At 70.9% G+C, this 17,690-nt stretch carries 13 protein-coding genes and 1 pseudogene; 1 reads left to right on the forward strand and 13 read right to left on the reverse strand.

The genetic code is table 11. From position 1 onward, the window contains the following. Positions 1 to 2 precede the first annotated feature (2 nt). From CLV30_RS19800 to CLV30_RS19860, 13 genes and pseudogenes are all read right to left on the reverse strand, one after another. On the reverse strand, positions 3 to 872 hold the full coding sequence (locus CLV30_RS19800; RefSeq protein WP_106538966.1) for an ABC transporter permease: 870 nt from the start codon (positions 870 to 872) through the stop codon (positions 3 to 5). A gap of 87 nt (positions 873 to 959) precedes the next feature. Further along, positions 960 to 1,082, reverse strand: a complete 123-nt coding sequence (locus CLV30_RS27615) for a hypothetical protein (RefSeq protein ID WP_276320026.1) — start codon at positions 1,080 to 1,082, stop codon at positions 960 to 962. A 506-nt stretch (positions 1,083 to 1,588) separates the two neighbouring features. Next, the gene (locus CLV30_RS19810; protein ID WP_106538967.1) at positions 1,589 to 2,608 is read right to left on the reverse strand and encodes a LacI family DNA-binding transcriptional regulator; all 1,020 of its coding nucleotides are present in this window, start codon (positions 2,606 to 2,608) and stop codon (positions 1,589 to 1,591) included. Positions 2,609 to 2,685: 77 nt separating this feature from the next. After that, positions 2,686 to 3,873, reverse strand: a complete 1,188-nt coding sequence (gene xylA, locus CLV30_RS19815; RefSeq protein ID WP_106538968.1) for a xylose isomerase — start codon at positions 3,871 to 3,873, stop codon at positions 2,686 to 2,688. 113 nt (positions 3,874 to 3,986) lie between these two features. Next, positions 3,987 to 6,992 carry a bifunctional [glutamine synthetase] adenylyltransferase/[glutamine synthetase]-adenylyl-L-tyrosine phosphorylase gene (locus CLV30_RS19820; protein WP_106538969.1) on the reverse strand — a complete coding sequence of 1,002 codons (3,006 nt, stop codon included), beginning with the start codon at positions 6,990 to 6,992 and terminating at the stop codon, positions 3,987 to 3,989. 89 nt (positions 6,993 to 7,081) lie between these two features. Then, on the reverse strand, positions 7,082 to 7,441 hold the full coding sequence (crcB, locus tag CLV30_RS19825) for a fluoride efflux transporter CrcB (protein WP_106538970.1): 360 nt from the start codon (positions 7,439 to 7,441) through the stop codon (positions 7,082 to 7,084). 35 nt (positions 7,442 to 7,476) lie between these two features. After that, positions 7,477 to 7,626 (reverse strand): annotated as a pseudogene (locus CLV30_RS19830) (DUF190 domain-containing protein); the annotation flags it as partial. Beyond that, positions 7,623 to 8,060 (reverse strand): fluoride efflux transporter FluC, encoded by a 438-nt coding sequence (locus CLV30_RS19835; RefSeq protein ID WP_205741120.1) that lies wholly within the window; start codon positions 8,058 to 8,060, stop codon positions 7,623 to 7,625. The gene CLV30_RS19835 and the pseudogene CLV30_RS19830, both read right to left, overlap by 4 nt. A 61-nt stretch (positions 8,061 to 8,121) precedes the next feature. Beyond that, positions 8,122 to 10,260: a DUF4185 domain-containing protein gene (locus CLV30_RS19840; RefSeq protein WP_129711121.1), complete on the reverse strand. Its 2,139-nt coding sequence runs from the start codon at positions 10,258 to 10,260 to the stop codon at positions 8,122 to 8,124. 401 nt (positions 10,261 to 10,661) lie between these two features. Continuing rightward, on the reverse strand, positions 10,662 to 11,999 hold the full coding sequence (locus CLV30_RS19845) for a glutamine synthetase family protein (RefSeq protein WP_106538995.1): 1,338 nt from the start codon (positions 11,997 to 11,999) through the stop codon (positions 10,662 to 10,664). An 88-nt stretch (positions 12,000 to 12,087) separates the two neighbouring features. Further along, positions 12,088 to 13,074 (reverse strand): Gfo/Idh/MocA family protein, encoded by a 987-nt coding sequence (locus CLV30_RS19850; RefSeq protein WP_106538996.1) that lies wholly within the window; start codon positions 13,072 to 13,074, stop codon positions 12,088 to 12,090. 23 nt (positions 13,075 to 13,097) lie between these two features. Next, on the reverse strand, positions 13,098 to 14,144 hold the full coding sequence (locus CLV30_RS19855) for a zinc-dependent alcohol dehydrogenase (protein WP_106538974.1): 1,047 nt from the start codon (positions 14,142 to 14,144) through the stop codon (positions 13,098 to 13,100). Positions 14,145 to 14,146: 2 nt separating this feature from the next. Next, positions 14,147 to 16,351 carry an alpha-galactosidase gene (locus tag CLV30_RS19860; protein WP_106538975.1) on the reverse strand — a complete coding sequence of 735 codons (2,205 nt, stop codon included), beginning with the start codon at positions 16,349 to 16,351 and terminating at the stop codon, positions 14,147 to 14,149. Positions 16,352 to 16,483: 132 nt separating this feature from the next. Here CLV30_RS19860 and CLV30_RS19865 point away from each other — a divergent pair, with 132 nt between their 5' ends. Continuing rightward, the gene (locus CLV30_RS19865; RefSeq protein ID WP_165358763.1) at positions 16,484 to 17,641 is read left to right on the forward strand and encodes an ROK family transcriptional regulator; all 1,158 of its coding nucleotides are present in this window, start codon (positions 16,484 to 16,486) and stop codon (positions 17,639 to 17,641) included. The last annotated feature ends 49 nt before the right edge of the window (positions 17,642 to 17,690 follow it).

Consider the following 17,690-nt stretch of genomic DNA (forward strand, 5'->3'; position numbering starts at 1 on the left):
GTTCACGCCTCCTTCGCCCACGGAGCGACGGCACGCCCGACGCCGCGCAGGATCGCGGAGAACAGTGCTCCGAGGACGCCGATGATCCCCATCGACACCAGCAGGATGTCCGAGCTCAATGTCTGCGACGCGTTCAACGCCACGAACCCGAGCCCGGCCGACGCCGCGAGCAGTTCCGCGGCGATCAGCGTCGTCCACGCGTTGCCCAGGGCGATCCGTGCCCCAGCGACCAGGGTCGGGGTGGCGGTGTGGATGACGACCCGCCGCAGGATGCTGCCGTCGCCGGCACCCAGCGTGCGGGCGGCCCGGATGAGCAGCGGGTCGACCGACGACACGGCAGCCATCGAGTTGATCGTCCACGGCACGACGGCGGACAGGAACACCACGAAGATGCGCGCCGGGTCACCGATGCCCAGCCACACGATCGCCAGGGGGATCCAGGCCAGCGGCGGCACCGGACGCAGCAGCTGGAACAGCGGGAACACCAGCCAGCGGACCCGATCGGACCACCCGATCAGAATCCCCAGTGGCAGCCCGACCAGACCGCCGAGCAACCATCCGCCGGCCACGATGGTCATGCTGGCGGCGGTGTGCCCGACCAGGGTCTCGCCGAGGTACTCGGCGGTGAGGAACTGCCAGAACGTCTCGGCGACCCGCAGCGGCGGTGGCAGCAGCAGCGGCGAGACCAACGCGGTCGCCGACAGCAGGTGCCAGACGGCAACGAGTGTCGCCGACGAGGCGACGCCGATCACGAACGTGGCCCGCCCGGAGAGCCCACGCCTCCAGATGCTCGTCGTTCCGCGTTTTCGCGGCGGCCGGTACGGACGCTGGAGCGGCACTCGGCCGGTGGACGTGCTGGTCTCGGTAGTCATCGACGCGCTCCGATCGCTGGCGGCGGGGTGCTAGATCGATCTACCGGACCCTGTCAGCTACGTCACAGCGATGTCAATACTCGTCGATCACACTGCGCCGCGCGCGGCGGTCTCGATGCGGAGTGCCTGCAGGGTGTCGAGCTCGCGATCGATGTCGCGTCGCATGGCCTCGAGACGCTCAACTTGCTGGGCGAGCAACCGCTCCATCACGCCCGTGCGTTCCTCGGGTGGGGCCTCCAGGCACGGGAGCAGTTCGTTGATGGTGGCGCTGTACAGGCCGGCGGCGAACAGGTGCTGACACCGCTGGCATCCGCTAGCTCACCAATGCGCACGAGACCTCCGAGGTTCGTCCGCCGGCACCCAGTCTTACAGTTGACACCGGTGTGAAGTCCACGGTCGACGGGCTCCACCCGTCAGCGGCCGCTGGAACCGGAGGTTGACGATGCCTGCTCAAACGCTTGCCGGAGCCGCCCCCTCGAGACTGTCCGCTGGTCGTCACGGCAGCCAGGTGCTTCGCGTCCGAGGCGTGACATGTATGGCAACCGTTGCGCGCCGTGTCACCCGTCCACATTCAGGCACCCGAGCCCTAGCGGCACCGCTTCCGCCCGGACCACCGACCGATCCGACGTCGAGATCGTCCACCACGCCAACGACCTTCGTTCCCGCAGCGTGACGCTCCCCCGGCACAGCTGCCAGGCTTCACCGTGCCCTCCTGGTCACTCGTCGCGGTGGGTACCGCACGACTCGCGCACGACCAGCGAGGGCCCGAGCAACTGCCGGCTGCCGGGCCCTTTCGGGTCGTCGGTGCCCTTCAGCAAGACGTCGGCCACGTTCCTGCCGAGCTGTGTTCCGGACGCTGAAACACTGGTCAGCGGCGGTTCCCACAACGCGGCCTCGGCCACGTCGTCGAATCCGATGACCCGGATGCCGCCATGGCTGACGTCGTGCCCGGTCTTGCGCAACGCCCGCATCAGACCGAACGCGGTCTGGTCGTGGTGACACAGCACGCCATCCGGGAACGGCTCCACGCTCAGCAGATGCTCCGCGAGCTCCTGCCCCGACAGTGCGGTCATCGGGCCGGGCACGTCCGCCACCAGGTGCGCCTCCTCTGACGACGCGACCGCCCGGCGGAGCCCGTCGAACCGGTCCTGGCGTGGCCCGAGGTTCGGCAGTCCGCCCAGGAAGGCCAGCCGGCGGCAACCGTGGTCGAGCAGGTGCTGACCGGCGATCTGCCCACCCCGGATGTTGTCGACGCCCACGAACGGCACGTCCGGAACACCGAGGTCACGCACGGCCAGCACACACGCCACCCCGGTCGCCTGCATGCGCTGCAGCGGAAGTTCCTCGGTGCCGTAGGCCGGCACCACGACCACGCTGTCGACCTGCCGCTCGAGCAGCGCCTCCAGCAGCCGTGCCTGGCGCTGCGGCCGCTCGAACGTGTTGACCATCAGGGTCACCACGCCCGCCTCGGTGAGCACGCTCTCGAGGCCGTTGGTGAACTCGGCGTTGAACGGATTGGACAGGTCCGGCAGCAGCAGACCGACCGTCTGCGTCCGGTGGTGACGCAGTGAGGCCGCTCCGCGGTGATACACGTAGCCCAGCTCGCGCATCGACTCGAGGACCCGGTCGCGGGTCTGGTCGCTGATCCGGCCCGTCCCCCGCAGCACCAGGGACGCGGCCGCGCGCGACACACCCGCGTGCGCGGCCACGTCGGCGAGGGTGATCCGCTTCTCCATGATGGCAACGATCCTCGCACGGCGCCGCCGCGCACGTCGTCCGCCACCGACACCCCGCCGGTGGCGGCAGCTACGTCTCAGCGGGCGCCGAGCACGTGTTCCACGGCGAGTTGGTTCAGCCGGACGACGCCGTAGCCCTGGGCGCCGGCGGCGTCGGCGTCGAACGTCTCGAACGCCGATTCGTCGGCCAGCAGCTGCTTGTAGCCCTCGCCCTCGGCCAGGGTCGGCCGCGCCAGCTCGCGGACCTGTGTCGTGGCCATCGCCTCGGCAACCTCCGGATCGGCGCGGAACGCCGCGGCACGTTCCTTGAGCAGCAGGTACGTCCGCATGTTCGCGGCCGCGGAGTCCCACACCCCGTCGATGTCCTCGGTGCGCAGCGGCTTGTAGTCGAAGTGCCGCGGACCGTCGTACGCCGGACCGCCGCCGACGGGGCCGTTCTCCAGCAGATCGACCAGGAAGAACGCGTTGAGCAGGTCGCCGTGGCCGAACACCAGATCCTGGTCGTACTTGATGCCGCGCTGGCCGTTGAGGTCCAGGTGGAACAGCTTGCCCTGCCACATGGCCTGGGCGATGCCGTGCACGTAGTTCAGGCCGGCCATCTGCTCGTGGCCGACCTCCGGGTTCAGGCCGACCATGTCGGCGTGCTCGAGCGTCGAGATGAACCCGAGCGCGTGTCCGACGGTCGGCAGCAGGATGTCTCCGCGCGGCTCGTTCGGCTTGGGCTCCAGCGCCAGCCGCAGGCCGTAGTCGTGGTCGACGATGTACTCGGCGATCAGGTCGACGGCCTCGCGGTAGCGCTCCAGAGCCGCCGCGACGTCCTTGGCGCCGTCGGACTCCGAGCCCTCGCGGCCGCCCCACATGACGTAGGTCGAGGCGCCAAGCTGCGCGGCGAGGTCGACGTTGCGCAGCACCTTTCGCAGCGCGAACCGGCGCACTCCGCGGTCGTTGCTGGTCAGACCGCCCTCTTTGAACGCCGGGTGGTGGAACAGGTTGGTGGTGGCCATCGGCACCACCAACCCGGTCTCGTCCAGCGCGGACGTGAACCGGGCGATCAGGCGATCTCGTTCGGCGGTGTCCGTTCCGAACGGGATCAGATCGTCGTCATGGAACGTCACTCCGTACGCGCCCAGCTCGGACAACCGGTGCACCGCCTCCACCGGGTCCAGAGCCGGCCGGGTGGCGTCACCGAACGGGTCCTGGGCCCGCCAGCCGACGGTCCACAGTCCGAACGAGAAGCGGTCAGCGCGAGTGGGTACGTTCGTCATACGGGAGCCTCCGGGCCGCTCGGCGTCGTGTCTGTGTCGAAGCGTATCGATGGACAATGCTGCTACCGGGGCCGGGCACCCCACCACCCCGTGTCCATACCGGGAAACGTATATCAGTGCGGGTCCTCGTAGAAGACCCGCTCGACGACGGCACGCGCCTGCCGCGCCACCCGATGCTGGTCGTCCACGAACGTGGTCGTCTCGCCCACCGCGTACCCCAGCACCTGCGACACCGCCGACAGGGTGGCCGGATCCTTCGGGATCATGTCCGACGGCCGCCCGGTCACCAGGACCGTCGCGTTGCGGATGGCCGAGGCTCTGCGCCACGCGGTCAGCAGCGCCTCCTCGTCGACGCGGTCCAGCAGCCCGGCGCCGGCCGCCGCGTTCAGCGCACCCGGCGTGGACGTGGTCCGCAGTGCCGGCACCGTCGAGGCGTGCCGCAGCTGCAGCAGTTGGGCGCACCACTCCACGTCGGCCAGCCCGCCCGGGCCCAGCTTCAGATGCGTGGACGGGTCGGCGCCCCGTGGCAGCCGCTCGGACTCCACCCGCGCCTTGATCCGGCGGACCTCGCGGACCTGCGTGTCGCCCAGCCCGCCGGCGGGCCACCGCAGCGGGTCGATCAGCGCCTCGAACCGGCGCAGCAGCTCCGGATCTCCGCAGCACGGCGCCGCACGCAGCAGCGCCTGCCGCTCCCAGACCTCGCTCCACCGCTCGTAGTAGGCGGCGTACGAGGGCAGAGTCCGGACCAGTGGGCCCTGCTTGCCCTCGGGCCGCAGCGCGGCGTCGACGGTCAGTGAGGGTTCCGGCGACGGCAGGGCCAGCAGGCGGGTCATCTCGTTCGCGACGGCGAGCGCCGCCGCTGCCGCCTCGGGCTCGTCCGCCTCGGGCACCGGCGAGTGCACGTACAGCACGTCGGCGTCGGAGGCGTAGCCCATCTCGCGTCCGCCGAGCCGGCCCATGGCGACGACGGCGATCCTGGTGGGCAGTGGCCCGCCCCGGCCCGCTTCGACGGCACGGATCGCCGCCGACAACGCACCCGCGAGCGTTGCCTCGGCAACCGCTGTCAAGCCGGCGCCGACCTCGTCGACGGTGCTGATGCCGACCAGGTCCGACACGCTGACGCGGAGCAGCTCGCGCCGGCGCATGGCACGCACCACGCCGATGGCGTCCTCCGGGTCGTCGTGGCGCTGTACGCCGGCGAGCACCTCCCGCTCCAGCGGCTCGCGCTCCCGCGGGCGCAGCTCCGCGTCGTCGCCCAGCATCGCCACCGCGCCCGGTGCGCGCAGCAGCAGCTCGGTCGTGTAGCGCCCGGACGCCAGCACCCGCGACATCCGCTCGGCCGCAGCGTTGTCGTCACGCAACAGCCGCAGATACCACGGCGTGGTTCCCAGCGCATCGCTGACCTTGCGGAAGCCGGCCAGCCCGACGTCGGGCTGCGGCGCGTCCGCGAACCACCCCAGGAGCACCGGCAGCAGCGTGCGCTGAATCGACGCCCGCCGCGAGACGCCGACGGTGAGCGCCTCGATGTGTCGCAGCGCACCGGCCGGGTCGACGTAGCCGAGCGCCTTCAACCGGGCGAGCGCGGCGTCCGGGCTGAGCGTGACTTCGTCTCCGGGCAGCCGTGCGACTGCCGACAACAGCGGGCGGTAGAAGATCTTCTCGTGCAGCCGGCGCACCTCCTGCGCCTGCTGCCGCCACTGCTCGACCAGCTCGCCCGGGTGGCGCATCCCCAGCGACCGGGCGATGACGCGCAACTGCTCGTCGGCGTCGGGCACCACGTGGGTGCGGCGCAGCCGCCGCAGCTGGATCCGATGCTCCAGCATCCGCAGGAACCGGTAGGCATGATCGAGCACCGCGCCGTCGTTGCGTCCGACGTATCCGCCGCCGGTGAGCGCGCCCAGCGCGTCCAGGGTCGACGAGGCCCGCAACGACTCGTCTGCGCGGCCGTGCACCAGCTGCAGCAGCTGCACGGCGAACTCGACGTCGCGCAGACCACCCGGGCCGAGCTTGAGCTGGCGGTCCACCTCGGCCGGGCGGATGTGGTCCTCGACCCTGCGGCGCATCGCCTGCACCTCGCCGACGAAGCCTTCCCGTCCCGCCGCGTCCCACACCATCGGCAGGACGGCGTCGACGTACAGCTCGCCCAGGGCACGGTCGCCGGCGACGGGCCGGGCCTTCAGCAACGCCTGGAACTCCCACGTCTTCGCCCAGTCCCGGTAGTACGCGACGTGGCTGGCGACGGTGCGTACCAGCGGACCCGCCTTGCCCTCGGGCCGCAACGCGGCGTCGACCGGCCAGATGGTGCCCTGCGCGGTGTGCTCGGAGCACGCGCGCATCAACTCGGTCGCCAGCGTCGTCGCCGTGGCCAGCCAGCCGGAGCGGTCGTCGCCGTCCGCGGGCTCCGCGACGAAGATCACGTCGACGTCGGAGACGTAGTTCAGCTCGCGGCCGCCGCACTTGCCCATCCCGATGACGGCGAACCGGCAGGGCACCGCCTCCGCCGGGAGCTGGGAGCGAGCCACGGCCAGGGCCGCCTCCAGGGTCGCGTCGGCCAGTTCGGCCAGCTCCGCCGCGACGTCGGCGACCTCCAGGCCGTCGGCCAGGTCGAGCGCCGCCAGCTCCAGAACGTGCCGTCGGTAGGCGACCCGCAGCGCGTCCAGCAGCGTCGTCCGGTCGCCCTGAGCGACCGGGTCGTCGGCACCGGTGTCCCCGCCCACCGCGTCCAGCAGCCGCACCCGCAGCTCACCGGCCGTGGGCCGGGCCGCAGCGTCGGCGACGCCAAGCTCGCGCCACTGGTCGGGGTGCTGAACCAGGTGGTCGGCGAACGCCGAGCTGAAGCCCAGTACGGCCAGCAGCCTCCGCCGGCACGACGTGTCGATCGCGAGCTGGTCGAGCAGCTCGTCCCGGTCGGCTCCCGGGCCCATCGCGTCGAGCAGCCGGACCAGTTCGCGCAACCCCAGGTCCGGATCGCTCACCGCGCCCAGGGCCGCGACCAGGTCGGACCGGTCGGCCAGCTCCGCCAGGGCCGAGCCGTCCAGCTCTCGCTCTGCCGCGGCCGTGTCGGCGAATCCCGCCTTGGCCAGCCATGCGACGCGGCCCTGGGTCCTGTTCACCGCCATGGAATTCAACCTACCGGTCAGTGCTCGGCGGCCTCAGGTCGGTGACTCACCCCCAGCGCGATCACTTGGCCTCCCCGGTCAGTTGTCCGTCATGCGAGCCACCAACCGGCGGACGCGGCCAGCAGCCCGGCGCCGACGCTCAGCCCGACGTTGCCCAGTGCGATCCACCGCGCGCCGCCCTCGACCAGGCGCAGCGTCTCGTAGCCGAACGTGCTGTACGTCGTCAGCGCCCCGCAGAAGCCGACACCGGCCAGCGCCATGACGTCGTCGCCGACCCGACCGTCCGCCGCGGCCGCGGCGAGCACCCCGAGCACGAACGAGCCCACGACGTTCACCGCGAGCGTCCCCCACGGGAACACGCCGCCGAACCGCCGCTGCACGAGCCGGTCGACGACGTAGCGCAGCGGCGCGCCCACCGCGGCACCGACCGCCACCATCAGAACCGTCACGACGCGTCCGTTCCCGCGCCGGGGCCGCGGCCGACGTAGCCGACGACGCCGCGGAACACGCTCGCCCCGGCCAGCCCGGCAGCATGAGCCAGATGCACGATCTCGCTGTACAACGGCTTGCCATGCCACGTGCCGTCCTCGCCGACGACGACGGTCAGCCGGCGCGCCTTCCCGATGAGGGTCATGCTCGGTCACCTCCGTGCCCGTGCGGGCGACGCCGGGCCGCTCGCGCCGCCGCCCGCGCCGCCGCCGATCCCGTCCAGACTGCCAGCACGGCGGCGATCGGCGTGCCGGCCAGGTAGAGCAGCGCCGTCGCCGCTCGTCCGTCGCCGAGCATCTGCTGCACATCCACGGCGTAGGTGGAGAACGTCGTGTATCCGCCGAGGACGCCGACGCCGAGGAACGGGCGCGCCAGCCGGTGCGGAGCGGTCAGATCGAGCAGCACGGCCATGACCGCACCGATCAGCAGGCACCCGGTGACGTTCTGCACGAAGGTCGCCCACGGCCACCCGGACGAGACGGCGGTCTCGTCGGCGAGCACACCCAGCCCGTACCGCGCCTCCGCACCGAGCACTCCCCCGGCGGCGATCACCGCCAGCACGCCTCCGTGCCGCCTCACCCGACCCACGCCATGGGCGTATCACATCCGCGAGCCGCCGCGTCCGCCGAGGCGGGACGCGTCAGCGGGTGAGCGCGACGTCGTCCACCTGGAGGATGGCGTCGCCCCCGTCCGCGTCGTAGCCCACGACGACGGTCACCTCGGTGACGTCGTCGGGCACGGTCACCGAGGTCGCGCGCCGCGTGTAGGTCCACTCCGGGACCCCGGCGAACGTCTCGATCTGCTCGCCGCCGTCATAGCGCACACCGAGCCGGACCGTCTCGACCACGTCGGACGTGCGTACCCAGGCCGACAGGTCGAGCGTTTCGCCCGGCTCGACCCGCAGGGTCTGGGTGAGCAACTGCGGCCCGAGCGGCTCCGACGTGCGGACCCACGCGTTCTTCGCCCCGGAATGCGAGTGGTTGCCGTTGCCGTCGATGCCGTGGGCGGCACCGCCCACGAAGGTCCACGCGCCGCCGACGCCTCCGGTCTGACCCTCGAATCCCCCGTCGATCAGTGCGAGGTCGTCGTACACCTCGACCTCGGACATGGAGGAGTAGGCGAGATCACCACCGGGCACGCCGATCACCCGCACACCGTCGCCGACCGTCTCGGGGAACGTCACCGTGAACCGCTTCGTGGAGCCGACGCTCTCGCGCCCCGGGTACACCGGATCCGTCACCTGCCCGGCGACGTCGACCCAGTGACCGTCCTGGCGCACCTGCACCCGCGGACGGCCGAGGAACCAGCCGCCGCCGTCCTGGATCTCGCCGGTCGTGTAGACCACCCGGTTCATCCGTTTCGGTTCCGGCCAGGTGTAGCCCCACCAGGAGTCGCGCTTGAGCTCCTCGTCGGAGTCGTCGAGGCTGACGTCGGTGGCGCCGTCGTTCAGCGCGCCGAGGTCGCCCTGGCGTACCGACTTCGAGACGGCGACGGTGCCGGGGTCCGTCGCAAGGTTGCCGCCGTCCAGTGGGTTCGACGGCTCGACGTCCCGGCCCGGGACCAGCTCCACCTGGCGCAGCGAGTACCGGTAGACGGGCGTGCCCGACGGCGCGCACGGACACACGTTGGACTGCAGCATCATCGTCCGGCCGTCGTCGGACAGGAACTTCGACGGGATCGTGGCGCCGTAGCCGGCGTGCTGCTCCGGTCCCCACGGGTACCCACCGAAGTCGTGGCTCTCCATCCGGCTCCACGGGCCCCACGGTGTCGGCGACTCGTACATCTCGAGGGTGTACTCCGTCCACGACGTGTACAGATAGCGGTCCAGCGGCTTGTTGTAGAGCACGTGTCCCTGGCTGAGCACCGTCATGTCGTGGACGATGTCCGGGTTGAGCATCTGCTGGTAGACGCGGCGGCTGTCGTGCAGCACCGGGCGGCGATCGTCGATCTTCTTCGACCACCGCGGTTTCGCGTCCGCGCCCTTCGACCCGGCGTAGAACTGCCACGCCCGGCGGTCGGCGACCCGGTCCTCCGGCACCCGGGCCAGGTACACGTTCGTGGGGTCCTGCACCCGGTCGTTGAACGAGTCGCGCCAGTTGTTGTCGAGCCCGTAGACGTAGACGTAGCCGTCCTCGGACCACTCCCCACCCTGGCCGAAGTCGGCGAACCACATCGTGGTGAACGTGTGATCGTCGAACATCGGACCGCTCTCGTCCCAGGTCCACGTCCGGCCGCCGTCGGTGGAGGTCACGATGGTGGCGTTGGGGACGTCGTTGAAGTCCAGCGCCAGGTCCTGCACCGCCAGGTGGATCGTGTCGCCGACGCACACCATCCCGGTGGGCTTGCGGTTGTAGCCCGACTCCGCCCAGATCGGGCCCACCTCGTCGCCCTGGGCCAGGTTCACGCCGCGCAGGTTCCCCGGTTCCCCCTCGATCCGGGCCACCCCGATGTCGGAGAACTCGCCGTCCAGGTCGAACCCCTTGCCGTCGCCCCAGGCGGCGTAGAGGCTGCCGTCATCGGACCAGCACGACGGCCACAGGTCACCGTCGCTGGCGGTTCCGTGCCGCTCGTGCGGATCCATCCGCAAGGTTCCGGCCCATGCGCTGGGCGGCGCGTCCTGGATGGGGTCGGCGCTCGCCGCGTCAGGGATCCCCGCGTCGGCGCTCGCCGGATCACGGGTGTCCGGTCCGGACGCGGCGCCGCCGCCCGACGACATCGACGCGATCACCGCCGACCCGGCGACGAGAACGGCAGCGAGAACGTGCGTGGTTCGAGGCATGGGCGCTCCGATCGGGACGGCGGCGGCGAGCAATCGATTTCACACCAGTATCGGCACGCTCGTCGATCCGTCAAGAGGTCGGCTCACCTCAACTCGAGATCGCGGCAGTGCAGCCAGCCGGGGCGTCCGCCGTCGACCTGCCATCCGCAGCGTCGCCCGGCTGACCAGCTGTCACCTGATCGCCGGGCGGCGAATGATCAGGTGACACCGCGACGCGATCGGCGCGGCTCGGACCCCTCGAACGTCACCTGATCGTCTCCGGCATCCGGACAGGAATGGATCAGGTGACGCATCCACGGCGGAACCCCGCTCAGATGTCACCTGATCGTTCCGCGGCGACTCGACCACGTCCCGCGGCGACTCGACCACGTACGGAAGGCCGGCGCAGCTCGCCGATCTCGTCAGAGAATGGGCAGCATCTTGTTGCGCTCGTACGGAGTGACCTGCAGCCGGTACTCGTCCCACTCGGCACGCTTGTTGCGCAGGAAGAACTCGTAGACGTGCTCGCCGAGCGTCTCGGCGACGAGCTCCGAGTTCTCCATGGCGCGGATCGCCTCGTCCAGCGACGACGGCAGCGGGTCGATGCCGAGCGCACGCCGTTCCCGCTCGGTCAGCGCCCACACGTCGTCCTCGGCGCCGGGCGGGAGCTCGTACCCCTCCTCGATGCCCTTGAGCCCTGCGGCCAGGATCATCGCGTACGCGAGGTACGGGTTGCAGGCGGAGTCGACGGCACGGAACTCGACCCGCGCCGACTGGCCCTTCTCCGGCTTGTACATCGGCACCCGCACCAGGGCGGAGCGGTTGTTGTGGCCCCAGCAGATGTAGGCCGGAGCCTCGCCGCCGCCCTGCAGGCGCTTGTACGAGTTCACCCACTGGTTGGTGACGGCGGTGATCTCCGGTGCGTGCCGCAGCAGCCCCGCGATGAACGAGCGCGCGACCTTCGACAGCTGGTACTGCGCGCCGGCCTCGTGGAAGACGTTGCGGTCGCCCTCGAACAGTGACACATGGGTGTGCATGCCGGAGCCCGGGTGCGCGGTGAACGGCTTCGGCATGAACGACGCGTACAGCTCCTGCGACAGCGCGACCTCGCGCACCACGGCCCGGAACGTCATCAGGTTGTCCGACGTCGTCAGGGCGTCGGCGTAGCGCAGGTCGATCTCCTGCTGCCCGGGGGCGTTCTCGTGGTGGCTGAACTCCACCGAGATGCCCATCTCCTCGAGCATGGTGATGGTGTCGCGGCGGAAGTCCTGCGCGATGCCGTGCGCGGTGTGGTCGAAGAACCCGCTGGAGTCGACCGGCGACGGTTCGACGTCCGGACCCGGCTGTTTGTCGAAGACGAAGAACTCCACCTCGGGATGGGTGTAGAAGGTGAAACCCTGCTCGGCCGCGCGGCTCAGTGAACGCTTGAGCACGTGCCGCGGGTCGGCGTAGGACGGCGAGCCGTCCGGCATCAGGATGTCGCAGAACATCCGGGCGGTGCCGTGCGCTCCGCCGCGCCACGGCAGCACCTGGAACGTCGACGGGTCCGGCTTGGCCAGCATGTCCGCCTCGTAGACCCGGGCGAACCCCTCGATGGCCGAGCCGTCGAAGCCGATGCCTTCGGAGAAGGCGTTCTCCAGCTCCGCGGGCGCCACCGCCACCGACTTCAGGAACCCGAGGACGTCGGTGAACCAGAGACGCACGAACCGGATGTCGCGCTCTTCCAGCGACCTGAGGACGAACTGCTGCTGTTTCTCCACGCCGCCAGTCTGCACCACGCTCGTGTCGTGTGGGCAACCCCGCCGCAGCGGGTCGTACCAGGCAATGGTCCGCGCATTCCGGACGGTCTCATTCGTCCGGGTAGCGCAGCCCGATCAGCCGCCGGATGCGGTCCATGGTCGCCATGACGTTCACCGACTCCTCCGGGGTCATCAGGGCACTGGAGCTCTCGCCGGCCCGCAGCAGTCGTTCGAGCTCCGCCGCCTGATACTGCATGCCCCGCCCGGTCACCGGCCGATCGGACTCGTCGACGGTGCCGCCGTCCGGATCGAGCACGGTGACCCTCGCCGGGCCGTACCACGTCGCCGCGATCTCGATGCGCCCGTCGGTTCCCAGCACCGTCGCCGTGTTCGTTCCCCTGGTCTCGCTCGAGGAGAACGTCGTCGACATCGCGCCGTTGTCGTGCTGGAAGATCGTCGCCACCGACGCGTCCACCCCCGAGTTCTTGAACGTCGCCCGAGCGTGCACGTCCACGGGCGGGCCCAGGAGGTCGAACGTGAACGAGATCGGATAGACGCCGAGATCGAGGAGCGCTCCCCCGGCGAGCCACGGATCGTTGATCCGGTGCTTCTCGTCCGCGGGCAGCAGCTGCGTGTGGTCGGCGTGCACCGAACGCACGTCACCGATCCGGCCGTCGCTGATCAACTGCCGCACGTGCGCCATGTGCGGCAGGAAACGCGTCCACATCGCCTCCATGACGACGAGCCCGTGCCGCCGGCCCAGCTCGGTGATCCTGCTCGCCTCTGCCGCCGTCAGCGTGAACGCCTTCTCCACCAGCACGTGCTTGCCGTGCTCGAGGGCCAGTTCAGCGTTGGCCGCGTGGAAGTTGTGCGGTGTGGCGACGTAGACGACGTCGACGTCCGGGTCGGCGACGAGCTCCTCGTACGAGCCGTACGCCCGCGGGATGCCGAACGATTCGGCGAACCTCTGGGCGCCGGCGGGCGAGCGCGAGCCCACCGCGGCCACCTGGTGCCCGTGCGCGAGCAGGTCCCGGGTGAACACGCCCGCGATGCCGCCGGTGGCGAGAATGCCCCACCGCGTCGTTCCCTCGGACATCGGGCGTCCGTCCGTGCGCTCGCTCACTGTTCGCCTCCGTACTCGAGCACGACCTGCAGCGCCGCGTCCGGCGCGGTGTCCAGCATCTCGAAAGCGGCCGGCGCTTCGGCCGCCGGGATCGTGTGCGTGATGAGCTCGGTCAGCCGCAACCGGCCCTCCCGTTCCAGCTCGAGCACCGTCGTCGACATCCGCAGCTCGTCCCAGCGGTGCTGGAGCGCGGGCGCGACACCCGAGATCTGCGAGCCGACGACGGTGATCCGGTTGTGATGGAACTCCTCCCCCAGCAGCAACGGAGCCGCCTGGCCCTGGAAGAAGCCGCCCGCGACCACGCGCGAGCTGTACGCGGCGGTGCGGACCGCCTCGTGCAACGCCTGGTAGCTGCCGCTCATCTCGATGACGACGTCGGCTCCGCGGTTGCCGGTGACGGCGCGGACCCGCTCGGCCACGTCGTCGGCGGCCGGGTCGAGAACCATGGACGCACCGAGGCGGCCGGCCAGTTCGCGCCGCGCCGGGACGAGGTCGACCACGACCACGCGCGCCCCGTTCAGCCGCGCCAACTGCGCCGCGATCTGGCCCGGAACCCCGGCGCCGAACACGACCACCGTCTCGCCGACGTGGATGTCGGCGTCGAGGATCGCGTTGAGAGCGATGGCGCCGATCTTGGCGAAGATCCCGGTGATCGCCTCCGAGCCCGCCGGCATGATCCGCGGGCGCACCCATTCGGCCGGGCGCACCACCGACGACCGGTGCCCCCAGGTGCCCCAGGCGAGCTGCCCGACGAGCTCCTCCTCCACGTCCTCGCCGACGGCCGCCACCCGGCCGACCTCTTCGTAGCCCCACGCGTCGAGCGGGTAGGACTGGCTCGAGTCACCGCGCACGAACAGCCGCCGGTCCGGGTCCCACGCGCTGTTCAGGTACGGATTGCTGCCGCGGTACGCGGTGAGCTCGGTACCGGCCGAGATGCCCGAGTACAGGGTTTCGAGCCGCACCTGGCCCGGGCCGGCGAGCTGGTCCTCCGCGTCGGCCACCTCGGCCTCGCGCGGTGCTGTGAAGCGGACGAGATGCGCCACGGTCAACTCCTGCCTTCGATGTCTGCGGTGGTGTTCTCGGTGTGCGTGCCGCCGTCCGCGACGAGGCGGAACAACAGCGCCTGTTCGGGGTACACCATCGGCGCCTGGAGCCCGACACTGCCCAGGAGCCGGCCGGTCACCGTCGTCGGCTCGGTCCACCACGACGGCGGACCGCTCGCGGTGTGCACCAGGGCGGAGTCGGACAGGTGGATCGGCTCGACGCGGTAGACGGTGTCCGGGTTCAGCCCCGGCAGTCGGATCCTGCCCGGCTGCGCCGCGACGGAAGTCCCGAGCGCGACGAAGGCGAAGATCGCGCGCTCGGCCCGTTCGCCCACGTAACCGTGCGCCCAGTACGCGTCGTCCGGGTGGTCGCAGTGCACCGCGGTGCCCGAGTGGATGAGATCACGTTCCTGCTTGTAGAGCTCCACCCACGCGGCGAGCTCGTCCAGCTCGGCGGCCGACGCCTGACGCAGGTCCCACTCGATGCCGAAATGACCGAACAACGCGGTCGCCGCGCGGAAGGCCATCGAGTGCGTCCGGTACGTGGTGTGCGCGGTCGGTGCCCCCACGTGAGAGCCGACGAGCTCGGGAGGCAGCAGCAGGCCGGTCCACCGCTGGATCTGCTGGCGTTCCAGCGCGTCGATGCAGTCGCTCGCCCAGACCCGGTCGGTGCGCTGCAGGACCTCGAGGTCGACGCGTCCGCCCCCGGACGAGCACGACTCGATCTCGAGACGCGGGTGGCGGCGGCGCAGCTCGTCCATCAGGGCGTAGACCGCACGGGTCTGCTGATGGACTCGGGGGGCCGCGCTGGTGCGGTCGCCGGGTTCGGCCAGATCACGGTTGTGGTCCCACTTGATGTAGTCGATGTCGTACTCGGCGACCAGCGAGCTCATCGACTCGAGCACATGGGCGTAGGCGTCCGGGAGCGTCAGGTTGAGCACCTGCTGGTTCCGCCCGGCGATCGGCAGGCGCTCACCGGGCGCGAGGATCCAGTCCGGATGCGCCCGCGCGACCTCGGAGTCCTCGTTCACCATCTCCGGCTCGAACCACAGACCGAACTGCATGCCGAGCCCGCGCACCGCACCGACCAGCGCGCCGAGCCCGTCCGGCCAGACCGCGCGGTCCACCTGCCAGTCGCCCAGCCCGGCGGTGTCGTCGCGGCGGCCCAGGAACCAGCCGTCGTCGAGCACGAACCGTTCGGCGCCCACCTTGGCACCGCACTCGGCCAGCGCCGTGAGCGACGCCAGGTCCTGGTCGAAATAGACCGCCTCCCAGGTGTTCAGCACCACCGGGCGCGGCGACGACGGGTGCGACCCCCGCTCGCGCAGGTGCGCGTGGAACGCGGCGGCGACCTCGTCGAGCCCCGAACCGTGGGCGGCGTACACCCACGGCGTGGTGTAGATCTCCCCCGGCGCCAGGATCATCTCGCCGGGCAGCAGCAGCTCGCCGCCGCCGAGCACCCGCTCTCCGGTCAGTCCCAGCTCGGCGAAGGTCACATGGTTGCCGCTCCAGGCCGTGTGCACCGCCCAGATCTCACCGCTGCGGAACGAGAATCCGGGCGTCCCGGCGGCGAGCAGCATGGCGGCGTCCGAGCCGGTACGCCCGCGGCGGCCCTCACGCAGGTGCGTGCCGACGCGGAACGCCCGCCGCTGCGGCGTCCGCTCGCGCAGGTGTCGCCCGGCGAAGTCGAGCAACTCCTGGGCTTCGGCCGGCACCGGCAGCGCGAGGCGCATCGCGTCCACGGTGTAGTGGCTCACCGGCGCGGTGTTGGTGAGGCCGGCGCGCAGTCGCAGCACGCCGGACGGCGCGAGCTCGATCGTGGTGGTCAGCTCGAGCTGCGCGTCGTCATCGACCGCGCGGCTGTTCAGCGTCTGCCGGCCCGCCGCGCTGTTCAGCTCGTGACCGGCCGTGACGAAACGGCTCGAGAACGTCGTGCCGTCCCGGTGGCCTTCCAGCCCGGGCGTCCCCATCCACCCGGCCGCCTGTTCCGGGAGCACGGCGGGGGGCATGCTGTCGTGAAGTCCGTCGGCGCCGCGCTGTGTCTCGGCGAGCGACCGCAGGAACGGGCGATCCGACGCCCGGGCGCCGACTCGAGGTCCCCAGTGCAGGATCCGGGGCACTCCGCCGGAAACGTCGACGACCACGCTCACGCCCGCCGCCTCGAGTACAGCCGGCTGCGCCGAACTTTCAGCCGCCGATACAGTCATCACCCAAGCCCCTTGTCTCGCGCTTTATGCTTTCAGCATGGAAATATTAAGGCCCAGGATGCCACACGCGCGACGAGGCGTGACGCTCGCTCCATGCGGCACACCGCGCCGCCCGAGGACATGAGGCGACCGATGACTCAGGACGCACACCCCGGCACCGACGCCCTGTCGGCGCCCTCGAAAGCCGTGGCGATCGAGGTCCTGGTGCATGGCCCGCAGTCCCGGACCCAACTCGCCCACCGGCTGGGACTGTCCGCCGCGACGTTGACGCGAGTCGTGAAACCGCTGGTCGAGGCCGGCATCCTGGAGGAGTCCGGCGCCGTCCGGACACCGGGCCGGGGGCGCTCCTCGCTCCCGCTCGACGTCACCCCCGAACGTCACCGTTTCATCGGCGTCAAGCTGACCACCGAGTCGATCTACGCGGTGGTCACCGATCTGCGTGCGCGTATCCTCGACCAGGAGGTGGCCCCGCTGCGCTCGTTGCACGTGCCCGACGTGGTCGCCGCGGTCGGCTCGCTCGTCGGCAGCTTTCAGTCCCGCAACGACCTGACGGTCGACGCGGTCGGCGTGACGGTCGGCGGCCGCGTCGACGCACGCGAGATCGTGGCCGACTCGCCGTTCCTGCACTGGCGTGACGTGCCCTTCCGGTCGCTGCTTAGCCAGGAGCTCGGCGCCCCCGTCCACCTCGACAACGACGTCGTCGGCCTCACCAAGGCCCAGCACTGGTTCGGGCACGGCAAGGGGTACGCGGACTTCGCGCTGCTCACCGTGGGTGCGGGAATCGGCTACGGGCTCGTGGTCAACAACACGATGGTTCCGACGCCGGTGAACCCGGTCAGCCACTTCCCGGTGGACCCGTCGGGCCCGCTGTGCCCGCTGGGACACCGGGGCTGCATGACCGCGTACCTGACGTCCGGCTCGATCACCTCGGCGGTCTCGGTCGCCCACGGCCGGCCGATCGGCTACGACCAGGTTCTCGAGCTGGCCACCGCCGACGACCCCGTCGCCAGCCGCGTCGTGCGCGAAGCCGCGCACGCACTCGGCCGGACGGCCGCCGCCGTGAGTTCGCTGACCGGGGTGCAGCGCATCATCCTCTCCGGCGAGGGGGTCCATCTCGCCGAGGTGGCGCAGTCGAGCGTCGACGAGGGGCTCGCCGCGTACAGCGCGTCCCAGGACATCCGAAGCGAGCCCGTCATCAGGCCGATGAGCTTCCTGGAGTGGGCTCGTGGAGCCGCCGTCATCGCCATCCAGGCGGAGTTCCCGCGCCTCCCCGCCGCACCGAACGCTTGACACTAATGATTCCGTGGTGAAAATATATCGCCCAGCCGGCGCCGGCCCG

The sequence above is a fragment of the Haloactinopolyspora alba genome (assembly GCF_003014555.1).
Lineage (GTDB): Bacteria > Actinomycetota > Actinomycetes > Jiangellales > Jiangellaceae > Haloactinopolyspora > Haloactinopolyspora alba.

What these genes read in the sequence shown, in the direction of transcription:
- CLV30_RS19850 (WP_106538996.1), bottom strand. Translation starts at nt 13,074, where the DNA reads ATGTCCGAGGGAACGACGCGGTGGGGCATTCTCGCCACCGGCGGCATC.
- CLV30_RS19810 (WP_106538967.1), bottom strand. Translation starts at nt 2,608, where the DNA reads ATGGAGAAGCGGATCACCCTCGCCGACGTGGCCGCGCACGCGGGTGTG.
- CLV30_RS19840 (WP_129711121.1), bottom strand. Translation starts at nt 10,260, where the DNA reads ATGCCTCGAACCACGCACGTTCTCGCTGCCGTTCTCGTCGCCGGGTCG.
- CLV30_RS19820 (WP_106538969.1), bottom strand. Translation starts at nt 6,992, where the DNA reads ATGGCGGTGAACAGGACCCAGGGCCGCGTCGCATGGCTGGCCAAGGCG.
- xylA (WP_106538968.1), bottom strand. Translation starts at nt 3,873, where the DNA reads ATGACGAACGTACCCACTCGCGCTGACCGCTTCTCGTTCGGACTGTGG.
- CLV30_RS19860 (WP_106538975.1), bottom strand. Translation starts at nt 16,351, where the DNA reads ATGACTGTATCGGCGGCTGAAAGTTCGGCGCAGCCGGCTGTACTCGAG.
- CLV30_RS19865 (WP_165358763.1), top strand. Translation starts at nt 16,484, where the DNA reads ATGACTCAGGACGCACACCCCGGCACCGACGCCCTGTCGGCGCCCTCG.
- CLV30_RS19800 (WP_106538966.1), bottom strand. Translation starts at nt 872, where the DNA reads ATGACTACCGAGACCAGCACGTCCACCGGCCGAGTGCCGCTCCAGCGT.